The sequence below is a fragment of the Lysinibacillus sp. BSL11 genome, assembly GCF_052928325.1.
Genome location: NZ_JAVGCX010000006.1, coordinates 1 through 22695, shown reverse-complemented (window position 1 = coordinate 22695; position 22695 = coordinate 1). Strand labels below are relative to the sequence as shown.

Below are 22695 nucleotides of genomic sequence, written 5' to 3'. Positions count from 1 at the left end.
CCTAATTTGGGAAGGAGGTAAATGTAATGACAATGACTGATCCGATTGCAGATATGCTTACTCGCATTCGTAATGCGAACATGGTTCGTCACGAGAAGTTAGAAGTACCAGCTTCCAACGTGAAAAAAGAAATCGCTGAAATTTTAAAGCGTGAAGGTTTCGTACGTGACGTAGAATACGTGGAAGACAACAAACAAGGTATCATCCGTATTTTCTTAAAATATGGAAAAGATAACGAGCGCGTTATCACTGGCTTAAAACGTATTTCTAAACCTGGTTTACGTGTATATGCTAAAACAAATGAAGTACCTAAAGTATTGAACGGTCTTGGTATCGCTTTAGTGTCAACTTCACAAGGTTTATTAACAGATAAAGAAGCTCGCGCTAAACAAGTTGGCGGAGAAATTCTAGCATACGTTTGGTAATTAGCAATAAATGAATGGAGGTGCAGCTAAATGTCTCGTGTAGGTAAAAAAATTATCGAGGTACCTGCTAACGTAACTGTTACTGTTGATGCAAACAACACTGTTACTGTTAAAGGTCCTAAAGGCGAACTTGTTCGTTCTTTCCACCAAGATATGAAAATTGAGCAAGAGGGTAACGTAATCACTGTAGTACGTCCTTCTGATTCAAAAGAACACCGCACAAACCACGGTACTACTCGTGCGCTTCTTGCGAACATGGTTACTGGTGTTTCTGCAGGTTTCGAAAAAGCTTTAGAACTTATCGGTGTTGGTTACCGTGCGCAATTACAAGGTAATAAACTTGTACTTAACGTAGGTTACTCTCATCCAGTAGAGTTCACACCTGAAGATGGTCTACAAATTGAAGTTCCTTCAAACACAAAGATCATCGTTAAAGGTATCAGCAAAGAACGCGTTGGTGCTCTTGCATCTAACATCCGTGACGTTCGTCCACCAGAGCCTTATAAAGGTAAAGGTATTCGTTATGAAGGCGAATATGTTCGTCGTAAAGAAGGTAAAACAGGTAAATAATGCAGCTTAAGCATTAGAAAGGAGTGACCCTTGTGATTACGAAACAAGATAAAAATCAGGTTCGTAAAAAACGTCATGCTCGCGTTCGTTCTAAAATTTCGGGTACTGCTCAGCGTCCACGCTTAAACGTATTCCGTTCTAACAAGAACATTTACGCGCAACTTATCGATGACGTAGCAGGCGTAACAATTGTTAGCGCATCTTCTCAAGAAAATGGTTTCGAAGGTGCTGGTAGCAATGTTGACGCAGCAACTAAAGTCGGTGAAACAATCGCAAAACGCGCTGCGGAAAAAAATATTACTGCTGTAGTATTTGACCGTGGTGGTTACTTATATCATGGACGTGTTAAAGCTTTAGCTGAAGCTGCACGTGAGAACGGTTTAGAATTTTAATAAGAAGGAGGGACACATTTCATGAGTCGTATTGACGCAAACAAACTTGGAGAACTTGAAGAACGCGTAGTTACTATTAACCGCGTTGCTAAAGTTGTTAAAGGTGGACGTCGCTTCCGCTTCACAGCATTAGTTGTAGTTGGCGATAGAAACGGTCATGTAGGTTTCGGAACTGGTAAAGCTCAAGAGGTGCCAGATGCTATCCGCAAAGCTGTTGAAGATGCGAAGAAAAACTTAATCGAAGTGCCACGCGTAGGTGGAACAACTCCACACTTAGTGCAAGGTCGCTTTGGTGCAGGAGAAATCCTAATCAAACCTGCTGCTCCTGGTACAGGGGTTATCGCTGGTGGTCCAGTACGTGCTGTACTAGAACTTGCTGGTATTACTGATATTCTTTCAAAATCACTTGGATCTAACACACCAATTAACATGGTGCGTGCAACAATTCAAGGTTTAACTGAATTAAAACGCGTAGAGGACGTAGCTAAATTACGTGGTAAATCAGTGGAAGAACTATTAGGATAAGGGGGGAAAGATAATGGCTAACAAATTAGAAATCACCCTTACTAAATCTGTGATTGGTACTAAACCTGCACAACGCAAAACTGTTGAAGCTTTAGGTTTACGTAAATTACACCAAACTGTAGAGAAAGCTGATAACGCAGCTACTCGCGGTATGCTTGATAAAGTAGCTCACTTAGTTACTGTAAAAGAAATTTAATTTCCAATTATTGAACAAGGAGGTGCCACCCACTATGAAACTGCATGAGTTAAAACCAGCAGAAGGTTCTCGTAAGCAACGCAACCGCGTTGGTCGTGGTATCGGTTCTGGTAACGGTAAAACAGCAGGTAAAGGTCATAAAGGTCAAAACGCTCGTTCTGGTGGCGGTGTACGCCCAGGCTTTGAAGGCGGTCAGAACCCATTATTCCGTCGTTTACCAAAACGTGGCTTTACGAACATTAACCGTAAAGAATACGCGATCGTTAACCTTGATGCTTTAAACCGTTTCGAAGACGGTGCAGAGGTAACTGCTGCATTATTACTTGAAACTGGTCTAGTGAGCAATGAAAAAGCTGGAATTAAAGTTCTAGGCAACGGAACTCTTAATAAAAAGCTTACTGTCAAAGCTCATAAATTCTCAGCTTCAGCGAAAGAAGCAATCGAGAATGCCGGCGGAACTACTGAGGTGATTTAATGTTTCAGACAATCTCTAACTTTATGCGTGTTCGAGATATAAGAAATAAAATCATTTTCACACTTTTAATGTTAATCGTTTTTCGTATTGGAACTTTCATTCCAGTACCTAACGTTGACGCTAATGTATTAAAGGCAACTGATGAGTTTAACCTCGTTGGTTTCCTCAATACTTTTGGCGGTGGTGCTTTAAAGAACTTCTCCATCTTTGCGATGGGAATTATGCCTTACATCACAGCCTCAATTATTGTTCAGTTATTGCAAATGGACGTAGTACCGAAGTTTGCTGAGTGGGCAAAGCAAGGTGAAGTCGGAAGACGTAAACTTGCGCAATTTACACGCTACTTTACTATTATTCTTGCTTTTATTCAATCATTCGCGATGTCATTTGGTTTTAATAGAATGTATGGCGGGTCATTGATTAAGGAAGAAGGAGTTTTAACATATGTTATAATCTCTATTGTATTAACAGCGGGTACAGCATTCCTAGTATGGCTTGCTGATCAAATTACTGCGCATGGCGTTGGTAATGGTATTTCTGTTGTAATCTTCGCAGGTATCGTTGCGGCATTACCTACAGGTATCAACCAAATCTATGCACAACAAATCGAGGGTGCTGGTGATAAGCTATTTATCAACCTAATTATCCTTGGTCTACTTGTTTTAATCTTGCTTGCGGTTGTTATTGGAGTTATCTACGTGCAACAAGCACTACGTAAAATTCCAATTCAATATGCAAAACGAGTTACTGGGCGAAATCAACAAACTGGTGGTCAACAAACGCACTTACCGTTAAAAGTAAATGCTGCAGGGGTTATTCCTGTAATCTTTGCTTCAGCGTTTATGATGACACCTCGTACGTTAGTTCCGTTCTTCGGTGAAAATAATGTTACAACATTCATTAATAACACGTTTGATCATACAAAACCTGTTGGAATGATTATTTATGTAGCATTAATCATCGCATTCACATATTTCTATGCATTCGTACAAGTGAATCCAGAAAATGTGGCAGATAACTTGAAAAAGCAAGGTGCTTATATTCCAGGTATTCGTCCTGGTGAAAACACTCAAACGTATTTAACAAGCGTGTTATATCGTCTGACATTTGTCGGCGCGATTTTCTTAACTGTTATTTCAGTAATGCCGGTTATATTCATAAACTTTATGAATCTACCTGCCTCAGTGCAGATCGGTGGTACTAGTATTATTATCGTAGTCGGCGTAGCGCTCGAAACGATGAAGCAGCTAGAATCTCAACTTGTTAAACGTCACTACAAAGGCTTTATGAAATAATGTTGGTTTTTAGGGAACGTTCCATCGTTTCCTTTAATCAGCAAACCTTTTGTGGGAGGAATATTTCCTAATGAATATCGTTTTAATGGGTCTGCCAGGTGCTGGTAAAGGTACTCAGGCAGATAAAATTGTTGAGAAGTACGCAATTCCTCATATTTCTACAGGCGATATGTTCCGTGCTGCAATTAAAGAAGGTACTGAACTAGGCTTACAAGCTAAGTCGTTTATGGATCAAGGTGCACTTGTACCTGATGAAGTAACGATTGGTATTGTTCGTGAGCGACTGGCTAAACCTGATTGTGAAAAAGGATTCTTATTAGATGGTTTCCCACGTACTGTTCCTCAAGCTGAAGCCTTAGATAGCATTCTTGCTGACCTAGGTAAAGCTATTGAGCATACATTAAACATTCAAGTTGAAAAGGATGAGTTAATTGCTCGTCTTTCAGGTAGACGTATTTGTAAAACTTGTGGCACATCCTATCATTTAATTTTCAATCCTCCTGCTGAGGAAGGGAAATGTGATAAAGATGGTGGCGAGCTTTATACACGTGCAGATGATAATCCTGAAACGGTTGCGAACCGTCTGGAAGTAAATATGAAACAAGCACAACCTCTACTTGATTTCTATCAAGCTAAAGGCGTGTTAACTAATATAGATGGACAGCAAGATATTAACAAAGTGTTTGCTGATCTTGATGCTCTATTACAGGGCAGCCGCAGCTGATACCCGGCTCCGGGCGCAGAGTACTGCTTCCGCGGGAGGCATGCGGAAGCAACAACGAAACATAATTTTTTTGAGAGTTGCAAAAGCATATTGTGCCCGGTATATATTTCTTCTTAAAAGTGCAACATAGTTTTTGGAGGAGTATAATGGGTTTCGTGGAAGCATCTGTGTAACGGGTATGAATATCTCATCCAAGACATTCCGGTATTCGTGTAAACATGGGAGATTCAGTGCCCTTACTGGTTCTGTATATTCCGTGGATTGTGTGAAGCGAAACCAGACGAGCGTCTTTCAAACATCTCTCATACAATCCAAACATATGTTGAAACGAGGTTGCTTCTAAAGTTGCAGCAGATATCCGTTTGATGTAACGATGAGAACTTTAATTTGCATATAGAGAGGAGACAGAGTAGATGGCGAAAGATGATGTAATTGAAGTCGAAGGGACAGTTGTTGAGACTTTGCCAAACGCGATGTTTAAGGTAGAATTAGAAAATGGACATGTGATTCTAGCACACGTATCTGGTAAGATTCGTATGCACTTTATCCGTATTCTACCTGGAGATAAGGTTACTATTGAGTTATCTCCTTATGATTTAACTCGCGGTCGTATCACATACCGTTTTAAATAATCTTTTGCGCTCCGGACTACTAAGGAGGTTAGGTTAGATGAAAGTGAGACCATCTGTGAAACCGATCTGCGAAAAATGTAAAGTAATTCGCCGACGCGGTAAAGTAATGGTAATCTGTGAAAATCCTAAACATAAACAAAAACAAGGTTAATTCTAAAGGAGGTGCACAACGTACATGGCACGTATTGCTGGTGTTGATATTCCTCGCGACAAACGCGTGGTAATTTCATTAACGTACATTTTCGGTATTGGTAAAACTACAGCTCAGAAAGTACTAGCTGATGCAGGTATTTCAGAAGATACACGCGTACGCGACTTAACTGAAGATGAGTTAAACAAAATCCGTGAACAATTAGATTCTTACAAACTTGAAGGTGACTTACGTCGCGAAACTTCATTAAATATTAAACGTCTGATGGAAATCGGTTCATTCCGTGGTATCCGTCACCGTCGTGGCTTACCTGTTCGTGGTCAAAATACGAAGAACAATGCGCGTACGCGTAAAGGTCCTCGTAAAACAGTTGCGAACAAGAAAAAATAATTGGTAAAGGAGGTTCCTTCTTAACATGGCTCGTAAACAACAAACTCGTAAACGTCGTGTGAAAAAGAATATCGAATCTGGTATCGCACACATTCGTTCTACATTTAACAATACAATCGTAACGATTACAGATATGCAAGGTAACGCTGTATCTTGGTCAAGTGCTGGTGCTCTTGGTTTCCGTGGTTCACGTAAATCTACACCATTCGCTGCTCAAATGGCTGCAGAAACTGCTGCTAAAACATCCCTTGAACATGGTCTGAAAACGTTGGAAGTAACTGTTAAAGGTCCTGGTGCTGGTCGTGAAGCTGCAATTCGTGCACTTCAAGCTGCTGGTTTAGAAGTAACTGCTATTAAAGACGTTACTCCAGTTCCTCATAATGGTTGCCGTCCGCCAAAACGTCGTCGCGTGTAATGGGTGCGTCTCATATTGTATGAGAACATCATTTTTTGTACAGACTGTCTTGTGCAGATAATAAACGATACGTCATTGACGATCGAATCTATGATGGAAAGAACCTATACATTCGATGTTTTGAAGGAGGGTAAATAAAATGATCGAAATTGAAAAACCAAAGATTGAAACGGTGGAGATCAGCGAAGATTCCAAATATGGAAAGTTTGTTGTAGAACCGCTTGAACGCGGATATGGAAACACTTTGGGTAATTCTTTACGTCGTATCCTTCTGTCTTCATTACCAGGAGCTGCTGTCACTTCAATTCAAATTGATGGTGTTCTTCACGAATTCTCAACTGTAGAAGGTGTAGTAGAAGATGTAGCTTCAATCATTTTGAACGTGAAAAAACTAGCTCTTAAAATCTACTCTGACGAAGAAAAAGTTATTGAGATTGATGTTAAAGGCGATGGTACAGTTACGGCTGCTGACATTACACATGACAGTGACGTAGAAATTTTAAACCCAGATCTATATATTGCAACAATCGCTAAAAACGGTCATTTACGTATGCGTATGTATGCACAACGCGGCCGTGGTTACACTCCTGCTGATCAAAACAAACGTGAGGATCTTCCTATCGGCGTGATCCCGATCGACTCTATTTACACTCCAGTATCACGCGTCAATTTCCAAGTGGAAAATACTCGTGTTGGTCAGTCTTCTGACTACGACAAACTTTCTCTTGATGTGTGGACAGATGGCAGCATCGGTCCGAAAGAGGCGATTTCGCTCGGAGCAAAAATTTTAACCGAGCATCTTAACATCTTCGTTGGCATGACAGATGAGGCACAAACTGCTGAAATCATGGTCGAAAAAGAAGAAGATCAAAAAGAAAAAGTTTTAGAGATGACTATCGAAGAACTTGATCTTTCTGTTCGTTCTTATAACTGTTTAAAACGCGCTGGTATTAATACAGTACTAGAACTTGCGAATAAATCAGAAGACGATATGATGAAAGTTCGTAACCTTGGACGTAAGTCATTAGAAGAAGTAAAAGCGAAGTTAGAAGAGCTTGGTTTAGGATTACGCAAAGAAGACTAAGCGATTTAAACACAACTAACAAGATCAGATTTTTTTCTATAAAGGAGGGAAACATCCATGGGTTACAGAAAACTTGGTCGTACAAGTTCTCAACGTAAAGCGATGTTACGTGACTTAGCTACTGATTTAATCATCAACGAGCGTATCGAAACTACTGAGGCTCGCGCTAAAGAAGTACGTAAAGCTGTTGAAAAAATGATTACTTTAGGTAAACGCGGAGATTTACATGCACGCCGTCAAGCTGCTGCATTCATCCGTCGTGAACTAGTAACAACGACTGATGCAGAAGGTAACGAATCAACATCATTTGCACTTCAAAAGTTATTTGATGATGTTGCACCACGTTATGCTGAGCGTCAAGGTGGTTACACTCGTATTCTTAAAGTAGGTCAACGTCGTGGCGACGGTGCACCTGTTGTTGTGATTGAACTAGTTTAATCATAAGAGAAAACTTGTGGTGAAGAGGGTGGGAATCACCACCCTCTTTCTTTATAAATGATTTATACGACAAATAATTAAGCTGAGCGTTATGATGAGCGGACACTTATTAGTGTGGCGTCTCGTTTAGCTCTCCGCACCTCATTCAGGAGAAATAAGGGCTTGAGCACCCATATTTCTTGTAAATGTAACGACTAGCGCATTTCTATCGAATGAGGTGCGCGCTTTTTTATTAGATTAGATGGCGCCAATTTGTGGTGCTTTTTTTAATATATGGGTGTTATTTTGTTATTTATTAAACCAATATCAATTTGAGTTGTTATTGTAGTATTTTTCTTTTATCGACATACGGATTGTAGTAGAATTCATACATAAAAAAGTGTAAGTTAATTAGTAGAGCTGAGCGTAGGAGAGGAGTTCTAGATATGTCTGAAATTTTATCTTTAAATAATGTAACTTTTTCATATACACCAGAAAATCCAAATAGTCGTAATGCTGTTGAAAATGTTAGCTTTGCGGTGGAAGAAGGTGAGTGGATTGCTATTGTAGGACATAATGGTTCTGGTAAGTCCACCATTGCCAAGCTGATGAATGGTTTATTGTTTCCTCAACAGGGAGATGTACGAATATTGCGCGAACCCTTGAATGAAGAAAATCTTTGGGAATCTCGCTCCTTAATGGGAATGGTTTTTCAAAACCCTGACAATCAATTCGTTGGAGCAACGGTACAGGATGATGTAGCATTTGCTTTGGAAAACAACGGTATCCCCTTTGAAGAAATGGTAAAACGTGTACATGCGGCACTCGAACAGGTAAAAATGAGTGAGTTTTTAGACCATGAGCCACATCATTTATCTGGTGGACAAAAACAGCGTGTAGCCATTGCTGGGGCACTTGCATTAAAGCCGAAGCTTTTAATTTTAGATGAGGCTACATCCATGTTAGATCCTCAGGGTCGTGCAGAGGTTTTACAAACGGTTCAAACATTACGTGCAGAAACAGGATTAACAGTATTATCTATTACTCATGATTTAGAAGAGGCAATGTTAGCGGATCGTGTTCTTTTTATGAATGATGGTAAGAAATTTGCAGAAGGTACACCTGCTGAAATCTTTGCACTTGGGGACAAGCTAGTTGAATTTGGACTAGATTTGCCATTTGCCTTGAAGTTATCAAAGCTATTGCAAAAGGAAGGTGTTCCATTAATGGGGCAACATATGACAGAAGAAGAGTTGGTGAATGATTTATGGACATCAAACTTCAACAAGTAAGCTATGCCTATGCACAAGGAACACCCTTTGAAAAACGGGCATTATTCGATGTGGATTTTAACATTCCATCTCATACTTATCAAGCGATAATTGGCCATACCGGTTCTGGAAAATCTACGATTCTGCAGCATTTTAACGCGCTTCTAAGACCTACTTCAGGAGAAGTACATATAGGAGATCGTCAAATTGTAGCTGGAAAAAAGGCAAAGGACTTAAAAGCTGTAAGACAAAAGGTTGGCATTGTCTTTCAATTTCCAGAGCATCAATTATTTGAAGAAACCGTGTTGAAGGACATTATGTTTGGCCCAATGAACTTTGGTATATCAGAGGAGGAGGCTGAAGCTCGTGCAAGAGAACTTGTCAGCTTAGTTGGTTTGCCAGATAATGTTTTGGATAAATCACCGTTTGATTTATCAGGTGGTCAAATGCGTCGAGTAGCGATTGCAGGTGTTTTGGCGATGGACCCTGAGGTTATTGTCTTAGATGAACCAACAGCAGGTCTTGATCCACGAGGTCAAAAGGAAATTATGGATATGTTTTATCAGCTCCATCAAGAACGTCATCTTACAACCATTCTAGTAACCCATAGTATGGAGGATGCCGCTCGATATGCAGATAATATTGTGATCATGCATGAAGGAAAGAATGTTTTAAGTGGATCACCACGAGTTATTTTTAAAGATGTTGAAACATTAAAGAAATTCCGTTTAGAGCCACCACGTATTGTCCGCTTTCAGCAAAAGATTGAGGACATGATGGGGCATTCCTTGTCTAAGGTTTGCTTAACAGAGGAAGAGCTTGCTGCTGAAATTGCTCAAGCACTTAGAGAGGAGCGTGCAGAGTCATGATGGAAAAAATGATCTTTGGGCGCTTCTTACCTGGTAATTCACCCGTACACAAACTTGATCCACGATCAAAGCTGATCTTTGTGTTCGCCTTTATTATTATTGTGTTTTTAGCCAATAATACCGTGACATATGCTATGTTACTCGCATTCACGCTACTGATTGTATTAGTATCGCGTATTCGTCTATACTTTTTAATAAATGGACTCAAACCAGTACTCTTTTTAATGGCCTTCACATTCCTGCTCCATATTTTTATGACAAAGGAAGGCGTCCCTGTGTTTGAATCTAAATTCATTACCATTTATGACGAAGGGATTAGGCGGGGAATATTTATCTCAATTCGTTTTCTAGTATTAGTATTTATGACGTCAATCTTAACGTTAACTACATCACCAATTTCCATTACGGACGGTATCGAGGTTCTACTGAATCCCTTAAAAGCAATAAAAGTACCCGTTCATGAATTGGCTTTAATGATGTCCATCTCATTACGTTTTATTCCAACCTTAATGGATGAGACGGATAAAATTATGAAGGCACAAATGGCAAGGGGCTCTGATTTATCATCTGGACCAATTAAGGACCGTATAAAGGCTGTAGTGCCATTGCTTGTGCCTCTCTTTGTCAGTGCATTTAAACGGGCTGAAGATTTAGCAACAGCGATGGAAGTAAGAGGCTATCGCGGTGGTGAAGGACGCACTAGGTACCGTAGGTTAAAATGGGATATGGGGGATACATTTGCGATTGTGTTATTAGTAGCAATAGGCGTATTGCTATTCTTCTATAGAAGTTAAAGGAGTAGGCTATATGCGACGATTAAAAGTAATTATAAGCTATGATGGCACACTTTTTTCGGGCTATCAGGTACAGCCAGGGGAACGCACAGTGCAGGCTGAGCTTGAACGTGTTCTAGCCATTATGCATAAGGGAGAACAGGTTAAGGTAACTGCAAGTGGTCGTACAGATGCTAAAGTACATGCGACAGGGCAAACATTGCATTTCGACACACCACTTGCGATTCCAGCAGAAAAGTATCGAAAGGCTTTGAATGTGCAACTGCCAAGAGATATTCGTGTATTATCGGTAGAGGAAGTGGCACATGACTTTCATGCGCGTTACGACGTGGCTGGCAAAAGATATCGCTATATTTGGTCTTGTGAGCCTATCCAAAGTCCATTCCGCAGATATTATACAGTGGAGACAAATGGGGTCAAACCTAACGTAGAGGCGATGCAAGAGGCAGCTAAGGCTATTACTGGTACACATGACTTTTCTTGTTTTTGTGCGGCGAATACAAGCGTGAAAGATAAAGTACGCACAGTAACATTGTTGCAATTTGAATGGCATGGTGAAGAGCTACATATGGTGATTGAAGGGAATGGCTTCTTATATAATATGGTACGTATTATTGCAGGTACTCTTTGGGAGGTTGGGATAGGTCGACGTATGGTTGACAATGTGTCCCAGGTAGTTGCTTCAGGTAATCGTGATAAGGCGGGTAAAACCGCACCACCACAAGGGCTATACTTAGAAAAAGTGTTCTATTAGTGGCGTTCTACAATTCTGAACAACTTCACCAGGTGTTTAATGAAATTGCTTGACTTTAAAAGTCATTCATTATATGATAACAGATGGTATTTTCATTACCACCACAAATAAGCCCCGAAACTTATAGTGTAGTCTAATGAAAAATAACGGTAATCGAATCGATTAGGAGGATATATACATGCGTACAACATTCATGGCTAAAGGTCACGAAGTAGACCGTAAATGGTTAGTAGTTGATGCAGAAGGCCAAACTCTTGGACGTTTAGCTTCTGAAGTAGCTGCAATCTTACGTGGTAAACATAAACCAACATTCACACCAAACGTTGACACAGGTGATCACGTAATCATCATCAACGCTGACAAAATCCATTTAACTGGTAACAAATTAGAGGGTAAACTATACCGTCACCACACTCAATTTGCGGGTGGTTTAAAAACACGTACTGCTGGTGAAATGCTAGATAAGTACCCAACAAGAATGATCGAATTAGCAGTTAAAGGAATGCTTCCTAAAAACTCTTTAGGTCGCAAAATGTTCACTAAACTTAATGTTTACACTGGAACAGAGCATCCACATGCTGCACAAAAACCAGAAGCATACGAGCTTCGCGGATAATATAAATTAAGAGGAGGATATTACTTTGGCACAAGTTCAATACATCGGCACTGGTCGCCGTAAAAGCTCTGTAGCTCGCGTACGTTTAGTACCAGGTACAGGTAAAATTGTTATCAACAAACGTGAAATCGAAGAATACGTACCATTCGCTGCATTACGCGAAGTAATTAAACAACCATTAGTAGCTACTGAAACTACAGGAAGCTATGATATCCACGTAAACGTTAACGGTGGTGGATACACTGGTCAAGCTGGTGCTGTTCGTCACGGTATCGCTCGTGCTCTACTTCAAGTAGACCCAGATTTCCGTGCTGCATTAAAATCAGCTGGATTACTTACTCGTGATTCACGCATGAAAGAACGTAAAAAACCAGGTCTACGCGGCGCTCGTCGTGCACCTCAGTTCTCAAAACGTTAATATTTATATCAACGATTTCAAGCTCTTCTCAGGTTTACCTGAGAGGAGCTTTTTTTTACGTTGATAACAAAAACAATACCCCTTGATTAAAAATCAATGTAATTTTGAAAAAGGGAAAAGAGATTTGAAGCAAGAATGGATTAAAATTATTAAGAATTTCACCATTACTTTGTAGATACATGTGAGAAGCCTATGAGACATTCGCGAGGATCACTTAATGTCAAACATCATTCAAATCAGTGATAGTAATCCATACTAGACGATGCATTTACAATATAGTTTGTTCAGAATTTGTTTAACAGCCCTATGATAGGATGCGTAAGAGGACTGATATGAGAAATACAGGTGATAGTCATATTGCATAATGGATTTCATTCTAGTTTGATGTTACATATAATTGTGTTCAAGTAGGGGAGGGGTGAAAGTGAAAAAAAATATTAGCATTACTTTGACCATTATTATGCTATTTATTATCGTATATTTTATTGGCAATGGGGAGTATTTTGTTAGTAGTAGTCAGCCGATTGCGCAGAATGGGATCGTTACGATTGAAGAAAAAGACCTACAAGAAAAGACTATTTTAAAACTAGATGGAGAATGGTCTTTCTATCCAAATATCTTACTATCATCAAGTGATTCATTCAGCGCTTATGAGAGCGAGAAAATACCAATTGAGGTACCAGCTACTTGGAATAGCTTTGTAGAACCAAATGAGGAAGGACTTACTGTAGGAACGTATCATGTTCAGATAAATGTCCCAGTTGAAGGGGAATATGGATTATACATTCGTTCAATTCGTCAATCTAACCGTGTTTTCATAAATGGAGAAGATGTAGGTAGTATGGGGAATCCGAGTGAAACCTTAAAGGACTTTAAGTTCGAAAATGATGATAAATATACGGTGTTTGCACAAAGTGAGAATCTAATGCTTGATATAGTAATACATGTTGGAAATTATAATTATCCAAAAGCCGGTATTACTTTTCCTATTGAGTTTGGAACAAAGGATGCTATTCAAAGAGACCTTAGCATGAAAATTTTAGCAGAATCGTTTGTATGTATTGGTTATATTGTATTCGGTGCGATTTATATTATATCGTATAGTCAAAATCGGAAGCGTAAAGAAGAATTGTTTTTGGGGTTATTCACTATATTATTCGGACTGTACATGTCGTTTACTAATGAAAAAATATTTTTTCTTATTTTTACACATTTAACTATAAATGAGCAAGTACGTTTACAATTAGGGATTTTACCACTTGTTGATGTTTGTTTAGCATTATTTCTCTTTTATTTGTATCCGGAGTTTATGAGGAAAAAAGCGATTTATATTATTAGTATTTTGTTAGGTTTACTTTTTTTTATCTATGGGGTTTACAACCCGATTACAAAAAATAGTATGAATATACCAATAGAAAATCTAGTTCTATCACAAATAATCTTTGCAGTAATTTTTATTCCAGTTGGGCTTTATAATGTGTTTGTGCTATTACGTGTGCTTATGAAAGGTGTAGATGGCTCACGTTATATTCTAATTCTTTTAGTATCTCTTACTTGTTATACTTTTTTAATGGTAATGTATTACATTTTTGATATACCTATGGTTTATAGTGAACAATTATTGTTTATTTTTACACTATATAGTTTTGCAGCTCTGCTTAGCTTCCGAGCGAATACATCTTTTAAGGAAGTTCAAGCGTTATCGGAAGAGCTCTTGATGCATAATCAAATGAAGGATGAGTTTTTATTGAAAACGTCTCATGAATTACGTACGCCTTTAAATGGTATTTTAAATATATCCAAATCATTAATGGAAGGTTTACAAGGACCTTTAAAGCGTGAGCAACAAGAAAATGTCATTTTAATACATAATGTCGCGCAACGTTTAGGTTATTTAGTAGAGGATTTATTGATCTCTTCGAATCATATGACCAGAGAAGTTCGTGTTACCCCTCGTGTTGTGCCGATAAGCGTAATTGATGAAGTAATTGAGGAAATTCGTAGTTTACTGTCGAGTGATACATCCATAAGGTTAATCAGTGCAGTAGATTCTAATTTACCTCATATGTATACAGATGAATTACGATTGAAACAAGTGCTTTATAATTTACTCTATAATGCTTTGCAACATACAAAGCATGGACAAATTACAGTCTTAGCTAGTGTACGTAATGATTATATGGAAATACAAGTAAGCGATACTGGAATTGGTATACCATCACAAGACTTAGATCGAATTTTTAATTCCTTTTATCAAGTAAAGAAAGATAAAAAAAGTGGGGGACTTGGGTTAGGATTGAGTATCTCAAAAAATATAGTAGAACAGTTAAATGGAGAAATTCATGTAACAAGTACATTAGGTGTTGGAACAATTTTTACTTTTACGGTGCCGCTTGCCACACTCGAAAAACTAGATATTGAAGCACAACAACAGATGGGCAATCGAACAGATAATATACTACAGCTAGATTTACCATTATTGCATAAAGGTAATGACAAAACCATACTCATTGTTGATGATGATCATGTAAATATAAAAGTACTAGTGGACGCATTAATTCAAAAAGGCTATACCGTTATTGGGGTAGATAATGGGTTTGATGCGATGGAATATGTAAAGAAACATAAAGTAGATTGCATGTTAGTCGATTTAATGATGAATGGTATGTCAGGCTATGAATTATGCAAACAAGTACGAAAGCAATACGATATGTTGGAATTACCGATTATTGTATTAACAGCCATTATGCAGCATTCAGATTTAGTGTTATCTTTACAAGTCGGGGCAAATGATTATCTGCAAAAACCGATTGCGATGGATGAATTACTAGTGCGTATTCAATCATTACTAGCAGTTCGACAATCTTCCATTGATGCGATTGAGGATGAAATGAATTATTTATATGCGCAAGTAACTCCTCATTTTGTCTACAATACACTTAATACTATTATCGGCTTAAGCTATACAAATATAGAAAATACACGAGAGGCTTTATACAGTATAGCAACCTATTTCCGTGCCAAGCTGAATGTCCATTATCGTAACAGCATGGTTTCAATAGAAGATGAAATAGATCTTGTAAAAGCATATCTCTATATTGAAAAAATGCGCTTTGGTGATCGTCTTACAGTTGCGTATGATATAGATGAGTCCATTCAATCTTTGATTCCAGCATTATCAATTCAGCCTATAGTTGAAAATGCAGTTTTTCACGGGATTTCGAAGAAAAAAGAAGGTGGTACTATTGAGGTGAGTGTGCAACGAGAAGGTCAATTTATACGTATTAAAATTGATGATAATGGGGTCGGTATCTCAGAAGAAAAGTTGCAACGATTAGTAAATGAAGAAAACTCACGTATTGGATTTACGAATCCTTTGAAAAAATTTAAGCTTATGAGAAATGCCAGTTTTCGTATATATAGTGAAGAAGGTAAAGGAACTACTGTTATTATTCTATTACCAGAAGAGAATTCGTAACCTTTACAAATGGCGTACCGTTTAAAGATGATTTGGTCTTTACGGAGTCAGAGGCAGACAAAACATCTACCCCAAGACTCTTTCTACTTTCGAGGAAAGGGTCTTTTTGTCATTCCATCATAAAAAGCAATCTTTGAAGTAACCTCAAAGATTGCTTAACGTTATTTCTTATGAAACTGCAGGTGAAATGGATGCAGCTGGTCAGCTAATACCGAAGTGAGGCCACCTAGAATCGTATCTTGAAGGTTACATCTCTCTAGATGATTTCTTGAATCATGAATAAACCTCCTATAGTGTTAACTGTTATTTCGTTCGCGTGCAGCTTCTTTTAAAATTTGCTCAATCTCATAAAAGCCTAGCTTTTTTGCATGCTGCAATGGTGTGACACCATCTCGATCTCCAATAGTTATATCAGCACCATGATCCACCAATAATTGCACAATTTCTTGATGTTTCTCCCCGCCATTGCCTAATATGACTGCCTCCAATAGAGCTGTCCAATGCAAATTATTAATGTGATTGACATGAATGTCTGAGTGATTAAGTAGCTCTCGGACCACCTCAACATGTCCCCGTTCGGATGCAGGGATGATGGCAATTCCACCAAAGCGATTAGTTAGCTTTGTATCTGCCCCTGAAGATATGGCAAGTTTAACGATTTCTAAATAGCCTGATGCCCCTGCATGTAAAAGTACGTTCTCAAGGTTATTATCTCTAATATTAATATCAGCACCATGTTGAATGAGCACCCTCACAGTATCCACCTGGTTATTATAAGTGGCAGCTAAGACAGGGGTTCTTCCATACTGATCCGTTGTATTAATATTGATGCCATTTTGCAGAAGTGCTAATACTTTATCAGTATCGCCGTTCGCTGCTGAAAGTATTAATTGATCAATCATTTTTCCACCTTCTTTTCTTTGGTTAAAACAGCCAAAAGACTAGTGGTATATCACTGTAGCCTACTTTTCCGTTTATAAAAATATGGTAACATGTAGCGAATTATACGAGTAATATTAAAAAGATATGCTAGGTTTAGCTTTTTCCTATAATAAATAATGTTGAGGTACGCGTTTGTGAGAAATGTCGATCACCCATAAATTAAGTATATGTAGAAAAAAATAAATAGCTTTTTTTACATAAACCTCACTATTAGTGTGCAGATTTAATATATATTAAAAATATTTTTGTATAGGTTTATGATTTTTTAAGAAATTATTTAGGGGGAGTTTAACATTCCACTTTAATATAGTTTTTAGAAGGTACAACAAACCTTTCATTTTTAAAAAATGGTCATGATGGGTTTGATGTAACTCAAAATATAAACGAACCGATGGAGGTAAGTAGGTATGAAAAAATTATTAATAGTATCTGTTGCAGCTATTGCATTATTGGCAGCATGTCAAGATAAGGAGCCTACTAAAGGCAATACGACGAATAGTGAGGAAGTTAAAACAGAAAGTGCCGCAACAGAAAATACTGTCAAAGAGCAATTAACAAAGGGACAAGAAATGGCTAATATTCTAAGTGGTACAAATTGGCAAGGAACAAAAGTTTATGATCGAGATAACAATGATTTAACTGCGGAGAACGCAAACTTCATTGGCTTAGCAAAATATGATGCTCAGACAGGTCATTATGAGTTCTTTGACGCTGCTACCGGTAAAAGTCGTGAGGATAAAGGGACATTCTTTATCACAAATGATGGGAAACAAAGAATATTAATTTCAGAATCAAAAAACTACCAAGCTGTTGTCGAGATCACTGAGCTAAACGATAGTATCTTTACTTATAAAAGAATGGGTAAAGATGCTGCGGGCAATGATGTAGAAGTATTCGTGGAACATATTCCATATAAAGAAAAAGAACTGTCATTTACTGATTCCCATAAAACGTTAGATGCTTCAACAGGTGAAATAGTTACAGACGTTGACGGAGACAAAATTCTAGCTGATACACTATGGCATGGAACAGTTGTGTTAGATGAAGCGGGTAATGATGTAACAGAATTTAATTCAAACTTCATCAGCATTGCAAAGTATGATGCAAATACAAATAAATATGAGTTCTTTAATCCTGAAACAGGTGAAAGTCGTGGAGACTATGGTTACTTTGATGTCATTCATGATAATAAAATAAGAGCGCATGTTTCTGTCGGTGATAATAAGTATGGTGTAGCTCTTGAAATTACAGAAATCAACGATAAGAAATTCACATATAAACGAACAGGTAAAGACAAAGATGGCAATGATCTAACTGTATTTGTAGAGCATGAGCCATATACAGGTGAATTTAATCCTAATTTTACAATCCAATAAAATCCCTTAATTATAGAAGAAATTAAAACTCTCAAGTTTGTGACTTGGGAGTTTTTTTTACTTTCTGGCATAGTTCATCCACTAATTTCGTACACTAAATGTAAAAGGGTGGTGGATATGGGTGAAGCGCTGGCTTGCACTAGGAGTAATTATGCTTATGAGTATAGTGGTCGTGGCATATGAAACAAATGCTTCGGACCGTAACTTCTTCTTACCGGACCCACTTGGTGGCATAAAGATTGTCATTGATGCAGGGCATGGTGGTGAGGATGGAGGAGCTTCAAAGGGCGAAGTGATTGAAAAGGATATTACACTTGCAATTGCTCAGCATGTAGAGAAGCAATTAAAGAAAAAAGGCGCAACGGTTATAATGACACGAACAAAAAATGGGGATGTAATCGATGAGCATGCGCCATCAGAAAAATATGGAACAATGAGAGAACGGAAAAAACAAGATATCTTCCTAAGAAAGGATATCGTGGAAAAAGAAAAGCCTGATGTATTTATAACTATTCATGCAAATGCCATACCTGAAACAAAATGGCGTGGCGCACAGGTATTTTACCATAAGGAAGGACATGCTGATGGAGAGATTCTTGCCAAGAGTATTCAACAATCCATTCGCACCAATTTAAAAAATACAGATCGTGAAGCATTGTCTATTAAGCAAATCTATTTATTGAAGAAAGCGGAAGTACCTGCAGCTTTAGTGGAGACTGGTTTTATTAGTAATGATGAGGAACGAGCATTATTAGTGGACAAAAACTATCAAGAAAAAATGGCAGATGCCATAGTTGAAGGTATAGAAGACTATTTATTAGCCAAAATTGAGTAGAGCAACATCTACAACGTAAATCAAATCATTATGATATACTAATATTGAGACAATATAAGGGGAGTGTTCGTCGTGATTACTGAACAACAAGTACGAGAAATACTGGGACAACTACAAGATCCATTTTTACATAAATCGCTTGCAGAAACAGATGGTATTACGAACGTAGCAATAAAAGAAGAAAAAAATCATGTCAGTGTAAAAATTGCCATTGCCAAACTGAATACACCAGAACAATTACAACTACAAATGAAAGTTGTTGAGGTGTTGAAAGAAGCGGGTGTAAACACTGTTGGTATTCGTTTTGAAGAACTATCTACAGAGAAATTACAAAGCTTCCGTGGCACAGCAACAGAGTCGGAAGCACAAGATATTTTATCTCCATTAAGCACAGTACAAGTAATTTCAATTGCTTCTGGTAAAGGTGGAGTTGGTAAATCGACAGTATCAGTTAACTTAGCTGTAGCTTTAGCTCGTCTAGGAAAGAAAGTCGGCTTAATTGACGCAGATATTTATGGATTTAGTGTACCTGATATGATGGGTGTGACGGATATGCCTAAGGTAGTCGATAATCGTATTTTCCCAGTAGATCGCTTTGGGGTAAAAATGATTTCAATGGGCTTCTTTGTAGAAAATAATGCACCGATCGTATGGCGTGGACCAATGCTAGGTAAAGTATTAGATCAATTCTTCCGTGATGTTGAGTGGGGTGAATTAGATTATCTATTATTAGATTTACCTCCTGGCACAGGTGACGTTGCATTAGATATCCATCAAATGTTACCATCATCAAAAGAAATTGTGGTAACAACACCACACCCAACCGCAGCATTTGTTGCAGCTCGTGCAGGGGCAATGGCGCTTCAAACAGACCATGAAATTTTAGGAGTTATCGAAAACATGGCTTGGTTTGAATCTAAATCAGGTGACCGAGAATTTGTCTTTGGGCAAGGTGGAGGACCAAAGCTAGCTGACGAACTACGTACAGAGTTGCTTGGACAAATCCCGCTTGGGCAACCAGATTGGACAGATGAAGATTTTGCTCCTTCTGTATACGCTGAAAAACATACAACAGGACAAATTTATTTAGACATTGCGACGAAAATCATCGATAAATTAAATAAATAATAAAAAAACGGATTTCCACCAATTTTAGGGGGAAATCCGTTTTTACATTACCAAGGCTACTCGGTACTTTTTTGTCCCTTATCCGATCCGCCACCACTATCGCCACTCGCTTCTTTCTTATCGCCACTTCCTGATGAACCGGTTTCGCCACTTTTCTTAATAAGTTCCTGCCATTTCGATTGCATTAAAGGGCTTTCGATCGTTTCCTTTACAACTTCCTCCATTTGCTTGCGCATATTGGATGATTTAAGGATAGTCTCCAACTGCTTTTGCATATCGGGTTGCCCGAAAAATGCCTCCATATCCTTTTGGAAAGTCGGATCTTTTATTAAGTTCTTCATAATATCCTGTTGCTGTTTTTGCATACTTTTCGCAACAGTTTCTTTAAACTTTGGATCTTCAAAGGTTTTTTTCCAAAAGTCTTCTGCTTCCTTGGAAAGTAAAGTTTCCTCGGTAGCCTTTTTCACTTCATCATGCTCTAAAATCAAGAGCTCACGGAAACTCGGCTCCTCTAAAAGCTGTCGCAATGCCTTTTTACCATCCTCTGTTTGTAAAGAGTCAATCATGATTTTTTTTATTTCATCATAGGACATGGTAGAGGTTTTATCTTGTGAACAGGCAGAAAGAAAAAGCATTAGAATCAATAATAAGGTGAATTTTCGCATCGACAATCAGTCCTTTCTCTAGATAGACTCTTTCAATTATTGTTCACATTTCTCAGGACTTTATGTATTCGTTAGGATGAGAAATAGCTTTTTTAACAAGGCATTGATAAAATAAGGACAGATATATTGAGAAATTGGGGGACTTTTAGTTGTGACGATACGAAATTGGGCAAAGTTTTTCTTCTTTGCAATGCTCGTTGGTGGTGCAGTCAACGGAGTTTTTAGTTTATTTATTCGCTGGGAATTCTTCCAACCATACATAGCAAACGGTCAATGGGGTGAGTTTTTCGCTGGACTTTTATGGATGGTTTTCTTAGGGTTTACAATGAGTGTTATAGCGCAAGCTGGCTTTTTTGCTTATTTAACACTTCATCAGGTAGGTGTTAATATTTTTAGAACACTGACATTATGGAATTGGGTACAGCTATTATTAATTGCCATAACGATTTTCGATATAATTTTCTTCCGCTTTATTCCTGGTGTGAAGGATGGGCAAAGCTGGTTGTTCTATGTAGGACTATTAATTGTCCTCATTTTCGGGGCCATAGCAACAGCTGTTCAAAAAGTAAAATTAACAGGTAAAAAACATGTAATGATTTCGGCACTATTCTTTATGATTGTCATTACAACGTTGGAATGGACAATTGCATTGATGGGTCGCGATGAAAATATTAATGAGTATGTTGCGCTTTTATTATTCCCATTATTGGCGGTTAATGCGTATCAATTATTAGTATTACCTAAATATAATGCAAAATCCGATGAAGATCGTCAAAAATTAGAAGCACGACGCAAAGCTCGTCGTGAACAGGCTAAAAACGCATAAGGAAAAAATTGCCTCGCTGTAGTGGAGGCAATTTTTTTATGGCGCTTTTTTAGTTTGAACCTTATAACCAAATATATTTTCTTCAATCGACATAAACTTATGTTGTTGTATGAGAGTGTTAAGCTCTTTAAAGGATATTTGATTATTTTGATGGAGCGGGAAAAAGACAAAGTCACCTTTTTGTAATTTCGGAGTTTTCTCACCTTGCCAAATAAGAGAAGGAGATAGTAAATTCATTTGTTGTTGGAATAAGGTTTTCTGTAAATCCTGTGAATATTGATGATTTCGGGTAGCAAACCATAAAGGTTTTTCTTTTAAATATTTTTCGTAAGTATCAATATCCTTTTGGATGAGCGCAATGTCAACGGGTTCTTCTACTGAATCATCTGGCCCAAGTAATCCTGTAGGCAATTTTCGTTGTTGGATAATTTTTAAATGATCGGGTGACCGTTTCATCCAATCAGCATCTAAAAGTAGAAGTGGATAAGGCTCCTTCACCGTTTGGAGCCATTCTAATAGAGAGTCATCAGAGAAAGAAATCTCTACAATAAGAGATGTGCCATAATGTCCTTTCGTGACCACTACTGGTGCATTCGCAATATTAAATACAGAAATCATCGTTGAATTTATAGGCTTTAAAAAGGCAAAGAGCATTCCAATAAAAAGCAGTGAAATCAACGTTTTACGGACCATAATGATAACCTCGTTTCTAAAATTTAAAATAAAAAATGAATCTCTTTAAAAAAACTTATGATTTAGTGTTGACTTTCATGAATAATCGATGTTATTATGTATAAGTCGCCAAGAGGTGACAACGAAATAAAGAAACATGAACCTTGAAAACTGAACAAGCAAAACGTAATCAATAAAGTTTTAAGTAGCTAACTTCGGTTAGTGAACGAAAGACAATTTTGGACATCAAACATGATGCCAGCAAAACAATTTGAGCTAATCAAATTTCTTTTATGGAGAGTTTGATCCTGGCTCAGGACGAACGCTGGCGGCGTGCCTAATACATGCAAGTCGAGCGAA

The 22695-nt window shown here is 38.0% G+C and carries 27 protein-coding genes, 1 rRNA gene and 2 pseudogenes; 27 read left to right on the top strand and 3 right to left on the bottom strand.

Translation table 11 applies throughout. The features are described from left to right. Positions 1-26: 26 nt before the first annotated feature. The 22 genes and pseudogenes from rpsH to RCJ95_RS08245 all read left to right on the top strand — a co-directional run bounded on the left by rpsH (position 27) and on the right by RCJ95_RS08245 (position 15891). Complete coding sequence (rpsH, locus tag RCJ95_RS08350) at positions 27-425, top strand: 30S ribosomal protein S8 (protein WP_004233658.1); 399 nt, start codon at positions 27-29, stop codon at positions 423-425. Positions 426-455: 30 nt separating this feature from the next. After that, positions 456-995: a 50S ribosomal protein L6 gene (rplF, locus tag RCJ95_RS08345; RefSeq protein ID WP_004233660.1), complete on the top strand. Its 540-nt coding sequence runs from the start codon at positions 456-458 to the stop codon at positions 993-995. Between the two features lie 32 nt (positions 996-1027). Further along, complete coding sequence (rplR, locus tag RCJ95_RS08340) at positions 1028-1387, top strand: 50S ribosomal protein L18 (RefSeq protein WP_004233662.1); 360 nt, start codon at positions 1028-1030, stop codon at positions 1385-1387. A 21-nt stretch (positions 1388-1408) separates the two neighbouring features. Then, positions 1409-1912 carry a 30S ribosomal protein S5 gene (gene rpsE, locus RCJ95_RS08335; protein ID WP_004233664.1) on the top strand — a complete coding sequence of 168 codons (504 nt, stop codon included), beginning with the start codon at positions 1409-1411 and terminating at the stop codon, positions 1910-1912. 13 nt (positions 1913-1925) lie between these two features. Then, complete coding sequence (gene rpmD / locus RCJ95_RS08330) at positions 1926-2108, top strand: 50S ribosomal protein L30 (RefSeq protein WP_004233668.1); 183 nt, start codon at positions 1926-1928, stop codon at positions 2106-2108. 34 nt (positions 2109-2142) lie between these two features. Then, entirely contained in the window at positions 2143-2583 is a 441-nt protein-coding gene (gene rplO, locus RCJ95_RS08325) for a 50S ribosomal protein L15 (RefSeq protein WP_004233670.1), read from the top strand. Beyond that, entirely contained in the window at positions 2583-3878 is a 1296-nt protein-coding gene (gene secY, locus RCJ95_RS08320) for a preprotein translocase subunit SecY (protein ID WP_312129017.1), read from the top strand. The genes rplO and secY overlap by 1 nt, the downstream gene beginning before the upstream one ends. A 70-nt stretch (positions 3879-3948) precedes the next feature. Next, entirely contained in the window at positions 3949-4602 is a 654-nt protein-coding gene (locus RCJ95_RS08315) for an adenylate kinase (RefSeq protein ID WP_016992655.1), read from the top strand. 249 nt (positions 4603-4851) lie between these two features. After that, positions 4852-4929: pseudogene (locus tag RCJ95_RS08310) on the top strand (type I methionyl aminopeptidase); the annotation flags it as partial. 86 nt (positions 4930-5015) lie between these two features. Next, on the top strand, positions 5016-5234 hold the full coding sequence (gene infA / locus RCJ95_RS08305) for a translation initiation factor IF-1 (RefSeq protein WP_004233690.1): 219 nt from the start codon (positions 5016-5018) through the stop codon (positions 5232-5234). Positions 5235-5271: 37 nt separating this feature from the next. Then, the gene (gene rpmJ / locus RCJ95_RS08300; RefSeq protein ID WP_000868344.1) at positions 5272-5385 is read left to right on the top strand and encodes a 50S ribosomal protein L36; all 114 of its coding nucleotides are present in this window, start codon (positions 5272-5274) and stop codon (positions 5383-5385) included. A 24-nt stretch (positions 5386-5409) separates the two neighbouring features. Then, positions 5410-5775, top strand: a complete 366-nt coding sequence (gene rpsM, locus RCJ95_RS08295; RefSeq protein ID WP_004233729.1) for a 30S ribosomal protein S13 — start codon at positions 5410-5412, stop codon at positions 5773-5775. A 25-nt stretch (positions 5776-5800) separates the two neighbouring features. After that, positions 5801-6190, top strand: a complete 390-nt coding sequence (rpsK, locus tag RCJ95_RS08290; RefSeq protein WP_004233731.1) for a 30S ribosomal protein S11 — start codon at positions 5801-5803, stop codon at positions 6188-6190. 139 nt (positions 6191-6329) lie between these two features. Further along, entirely contained in the window at positions 6330-7274 is a 945-nt protein-coding gene (locus tag RCJ95_RS08285) for a DNA-directed RNA polymerase subunit alpha (protein WP_004233733.1), read from the top strand. Positions 7275-7331: 57 nt separating this feature from the next. Continuing rightward, entirely contained in the window at positions 7332-7712 is a 381-nt protein-coding gene (rplQ, locus tag RCJ95_RS08280; protein WP_004233734.1) for a 50S ribosomal protein L17, read from the top strand. A 425-nt stretch (positions 7713-8137) separates the two neighbouring features. Beyond that, positions 8138-8983 carry an energy-coupling factor ABC transporter ATP-binding protein gene (locus RCJ95_RS08275; RefSeq protein ID WP_221682378.1) on the top strand — a complete coding sequence of 282 codons (846 nt, stop codon included), beginning with the start codon at positions 8138-8140 and terminating at the stop codon, positions 8981-8983. Beyond that, positions 8959-9831 (top strand): energy-coupling factor ABC transporter ATP-binding protein, encoded by an 873-nt coding sequence (locus tag RCJ95_RS08270; RefSeq protein ID WP_312129021.1) that lies wholly within the window; start codon positions 8959-8961, stop codon positions 9829-9831. Before RCJ95_RS08275 ends, RCJ95_RS08270 begins: the two co-directional genes overlap by 25 nt. Further along, positions 9828-10625 (top strand): energy-coupling factor transporter transmembrane component T family protein, encoded by a 798-nt coding sequence (locus RCJ95_RS08265; RefSeq protein WP_221682376.1) that lies wholly within the window; start codon positions 9828-9830, stop codon positions 10623-10625. The genes RCJ95_RS08270 and RCJ95_RS08265 overlap by 4 nt, the downstream gene beginning before the upstream one ends. A 13-nt stretch (positions 10626-10638) precedes the next feature. Next, on the top strand, positions 10639-11379 hold the full coding sequence (gene truA, locus RCJ95_RS08260) for a tRNA pseudouridine(38-40) synthase TruA (protein WP_312129023.1): 741 nt from the start codon (positions 10639-10641) through the stop codon (positions 11377-11379). Positions 11380-11557: 178 nt separating this feature from the next. Next, positions 11558-11995: a 50S ribosomal protein L13 gene (gene rplM, locus RCJ95_RS08255; protein ID WP_004233742.1), complete on the top strand. Its 438-nt coding sequence runs from the start codon at positions 11558-11560 to the stop codon at positions 11993-11995. 25 nt (positions 11996-12020) lie between these two features. Further along, positions 12021-12413: a 30S ribosomal protein S9 gene (rpsI, locus tag RCJ95_RS08250; protein ID WP_004233744.1), complete on the top strand. Its 393-nt coding sequence runs from the start codon at positions 12021-12023 to the stop codon at positions 12411-12413. Between the two features lie 424 nt (positions 12414-12837). Then, positions 12838-15891 carry a hybrid sensor histidine kinase/response regulator gene (locus tag RCJ95_RS08245; protein WP_312129024.1) on the top strand — a complete coding sequence of 1018 codons (3054 nt, stop codon included), beginning with the start codon at positions 12838-12840 and terminating at the stop codon, positions 15889-15891. A 296-nt stretch (positions 15892-16187) separates the two neighbouring features. On the opposite strand, the gene RCJ95_RS08240 is transcribed toward RCJ95_RS08245, so the two are convergent. Next, complete coding sequence (locus RCJ95_RS08240; RefSeq protein ID WP_221682374.1) at positions 16188-16793, bottom strand: ankyrin repeat domain-containing protein; 606 nt, start codon at positions 16791-16793, stop codon at positions 16188-16190. Positions 16794-17381: 588 nt separating this feature from the next. On the opposite strand from RCJ95_RS08240, the pseudogene RCJ95_RS08235 reads away from it, so the two are divergent. From RCJ95_RS08235 to RCJ95_RS08225, 3 genes and pseudogenes are all read left to right on the top strand, one after another. Next, positions 17382-18209: pseudogene (locus RCJ95_RS08235) on the top strand (DUF4822 domain-containing protein); the annotation flags it as partial. 121 nt (positions 18210-18330) lie between these two features. Further along, the gene (locus tag RCJ95_RS08230; RefSeq protein ID WP_004233756.1) at positions 18331-19044 is read left to right on the top strand and encodes an N-acetylmuramoyl-L-alanine amidase; all 714 of its coding nucleotides are present in this window, start codon (positions 18331-18333) and stop codon (positions 19042-19044) included. A 72-nt stretch (positions 19045-19116) separates the two neighbouring features. Beyond that, positions 19117-20172: a P-loop NTPase gene (locus tag RCJ95_RS08225; protein ID WP_004233758.1), complete on the top strand. Its 1056-nt coding sequence runs from the start codon at positions 19117-19119 to the stop codon at positions 20170-20172. A gap of 56 nt (positions 20173-20228) precedes the next feature. Here RCJ95_RS08225 and gerD read toward each other — a convergent pair whose 3' ends face one another. Beyond that, entirely contained in the window at positions 20229-20837 is a 609-nt protein-coding gene (gene gerD / locus RCJ95_RS08220; RefSeq protein WP_004233763.1) for a spore germination lipoprotein GerD, read from the bottom strand. A gap of 151 nt (positions 20838-20988) precedes the next feature. Here gerD and RCJ95_RS08215 point away from each other — a divergent pair, with 151 nt between their 5' ends. Beyond that, positions 20989-21663, top strand: a complete 675-nt coding sequence (locus RCJ95_RS08215) for a KinB-signaling pathway activation protein (RefSeq protein ID WP_009374014.1) — start codon at positions 20989-20991, stop codon at positions 21661-21663. 36 nt (positions 21664-21699) lie between these two features. On the opposite strand, the gene RCJ95_RS08210 is transcribed toward RCJ95_RS08215, so the two are convergent. Further along, positions 21700-22356, bottom strand: coding sequence for a hypothetical protein (locus RCJ95_RS08210; protein WP_255601665.1), 657 nt, complete (start codon positions 22354-22356; stop codon positions 21700-21702). A gap of 269 nt (positions 22357-22625) precedes the next feature. Between RCJ95_RS08210 and RCJ95_RS08205 the strand changes: the two genes are divergently transcribed. After that, a 16S ribosomal RNA gene (locus RCJ95_RS08205) occupies positions 22626-22695 on the top strand; the annotation flags it as partial.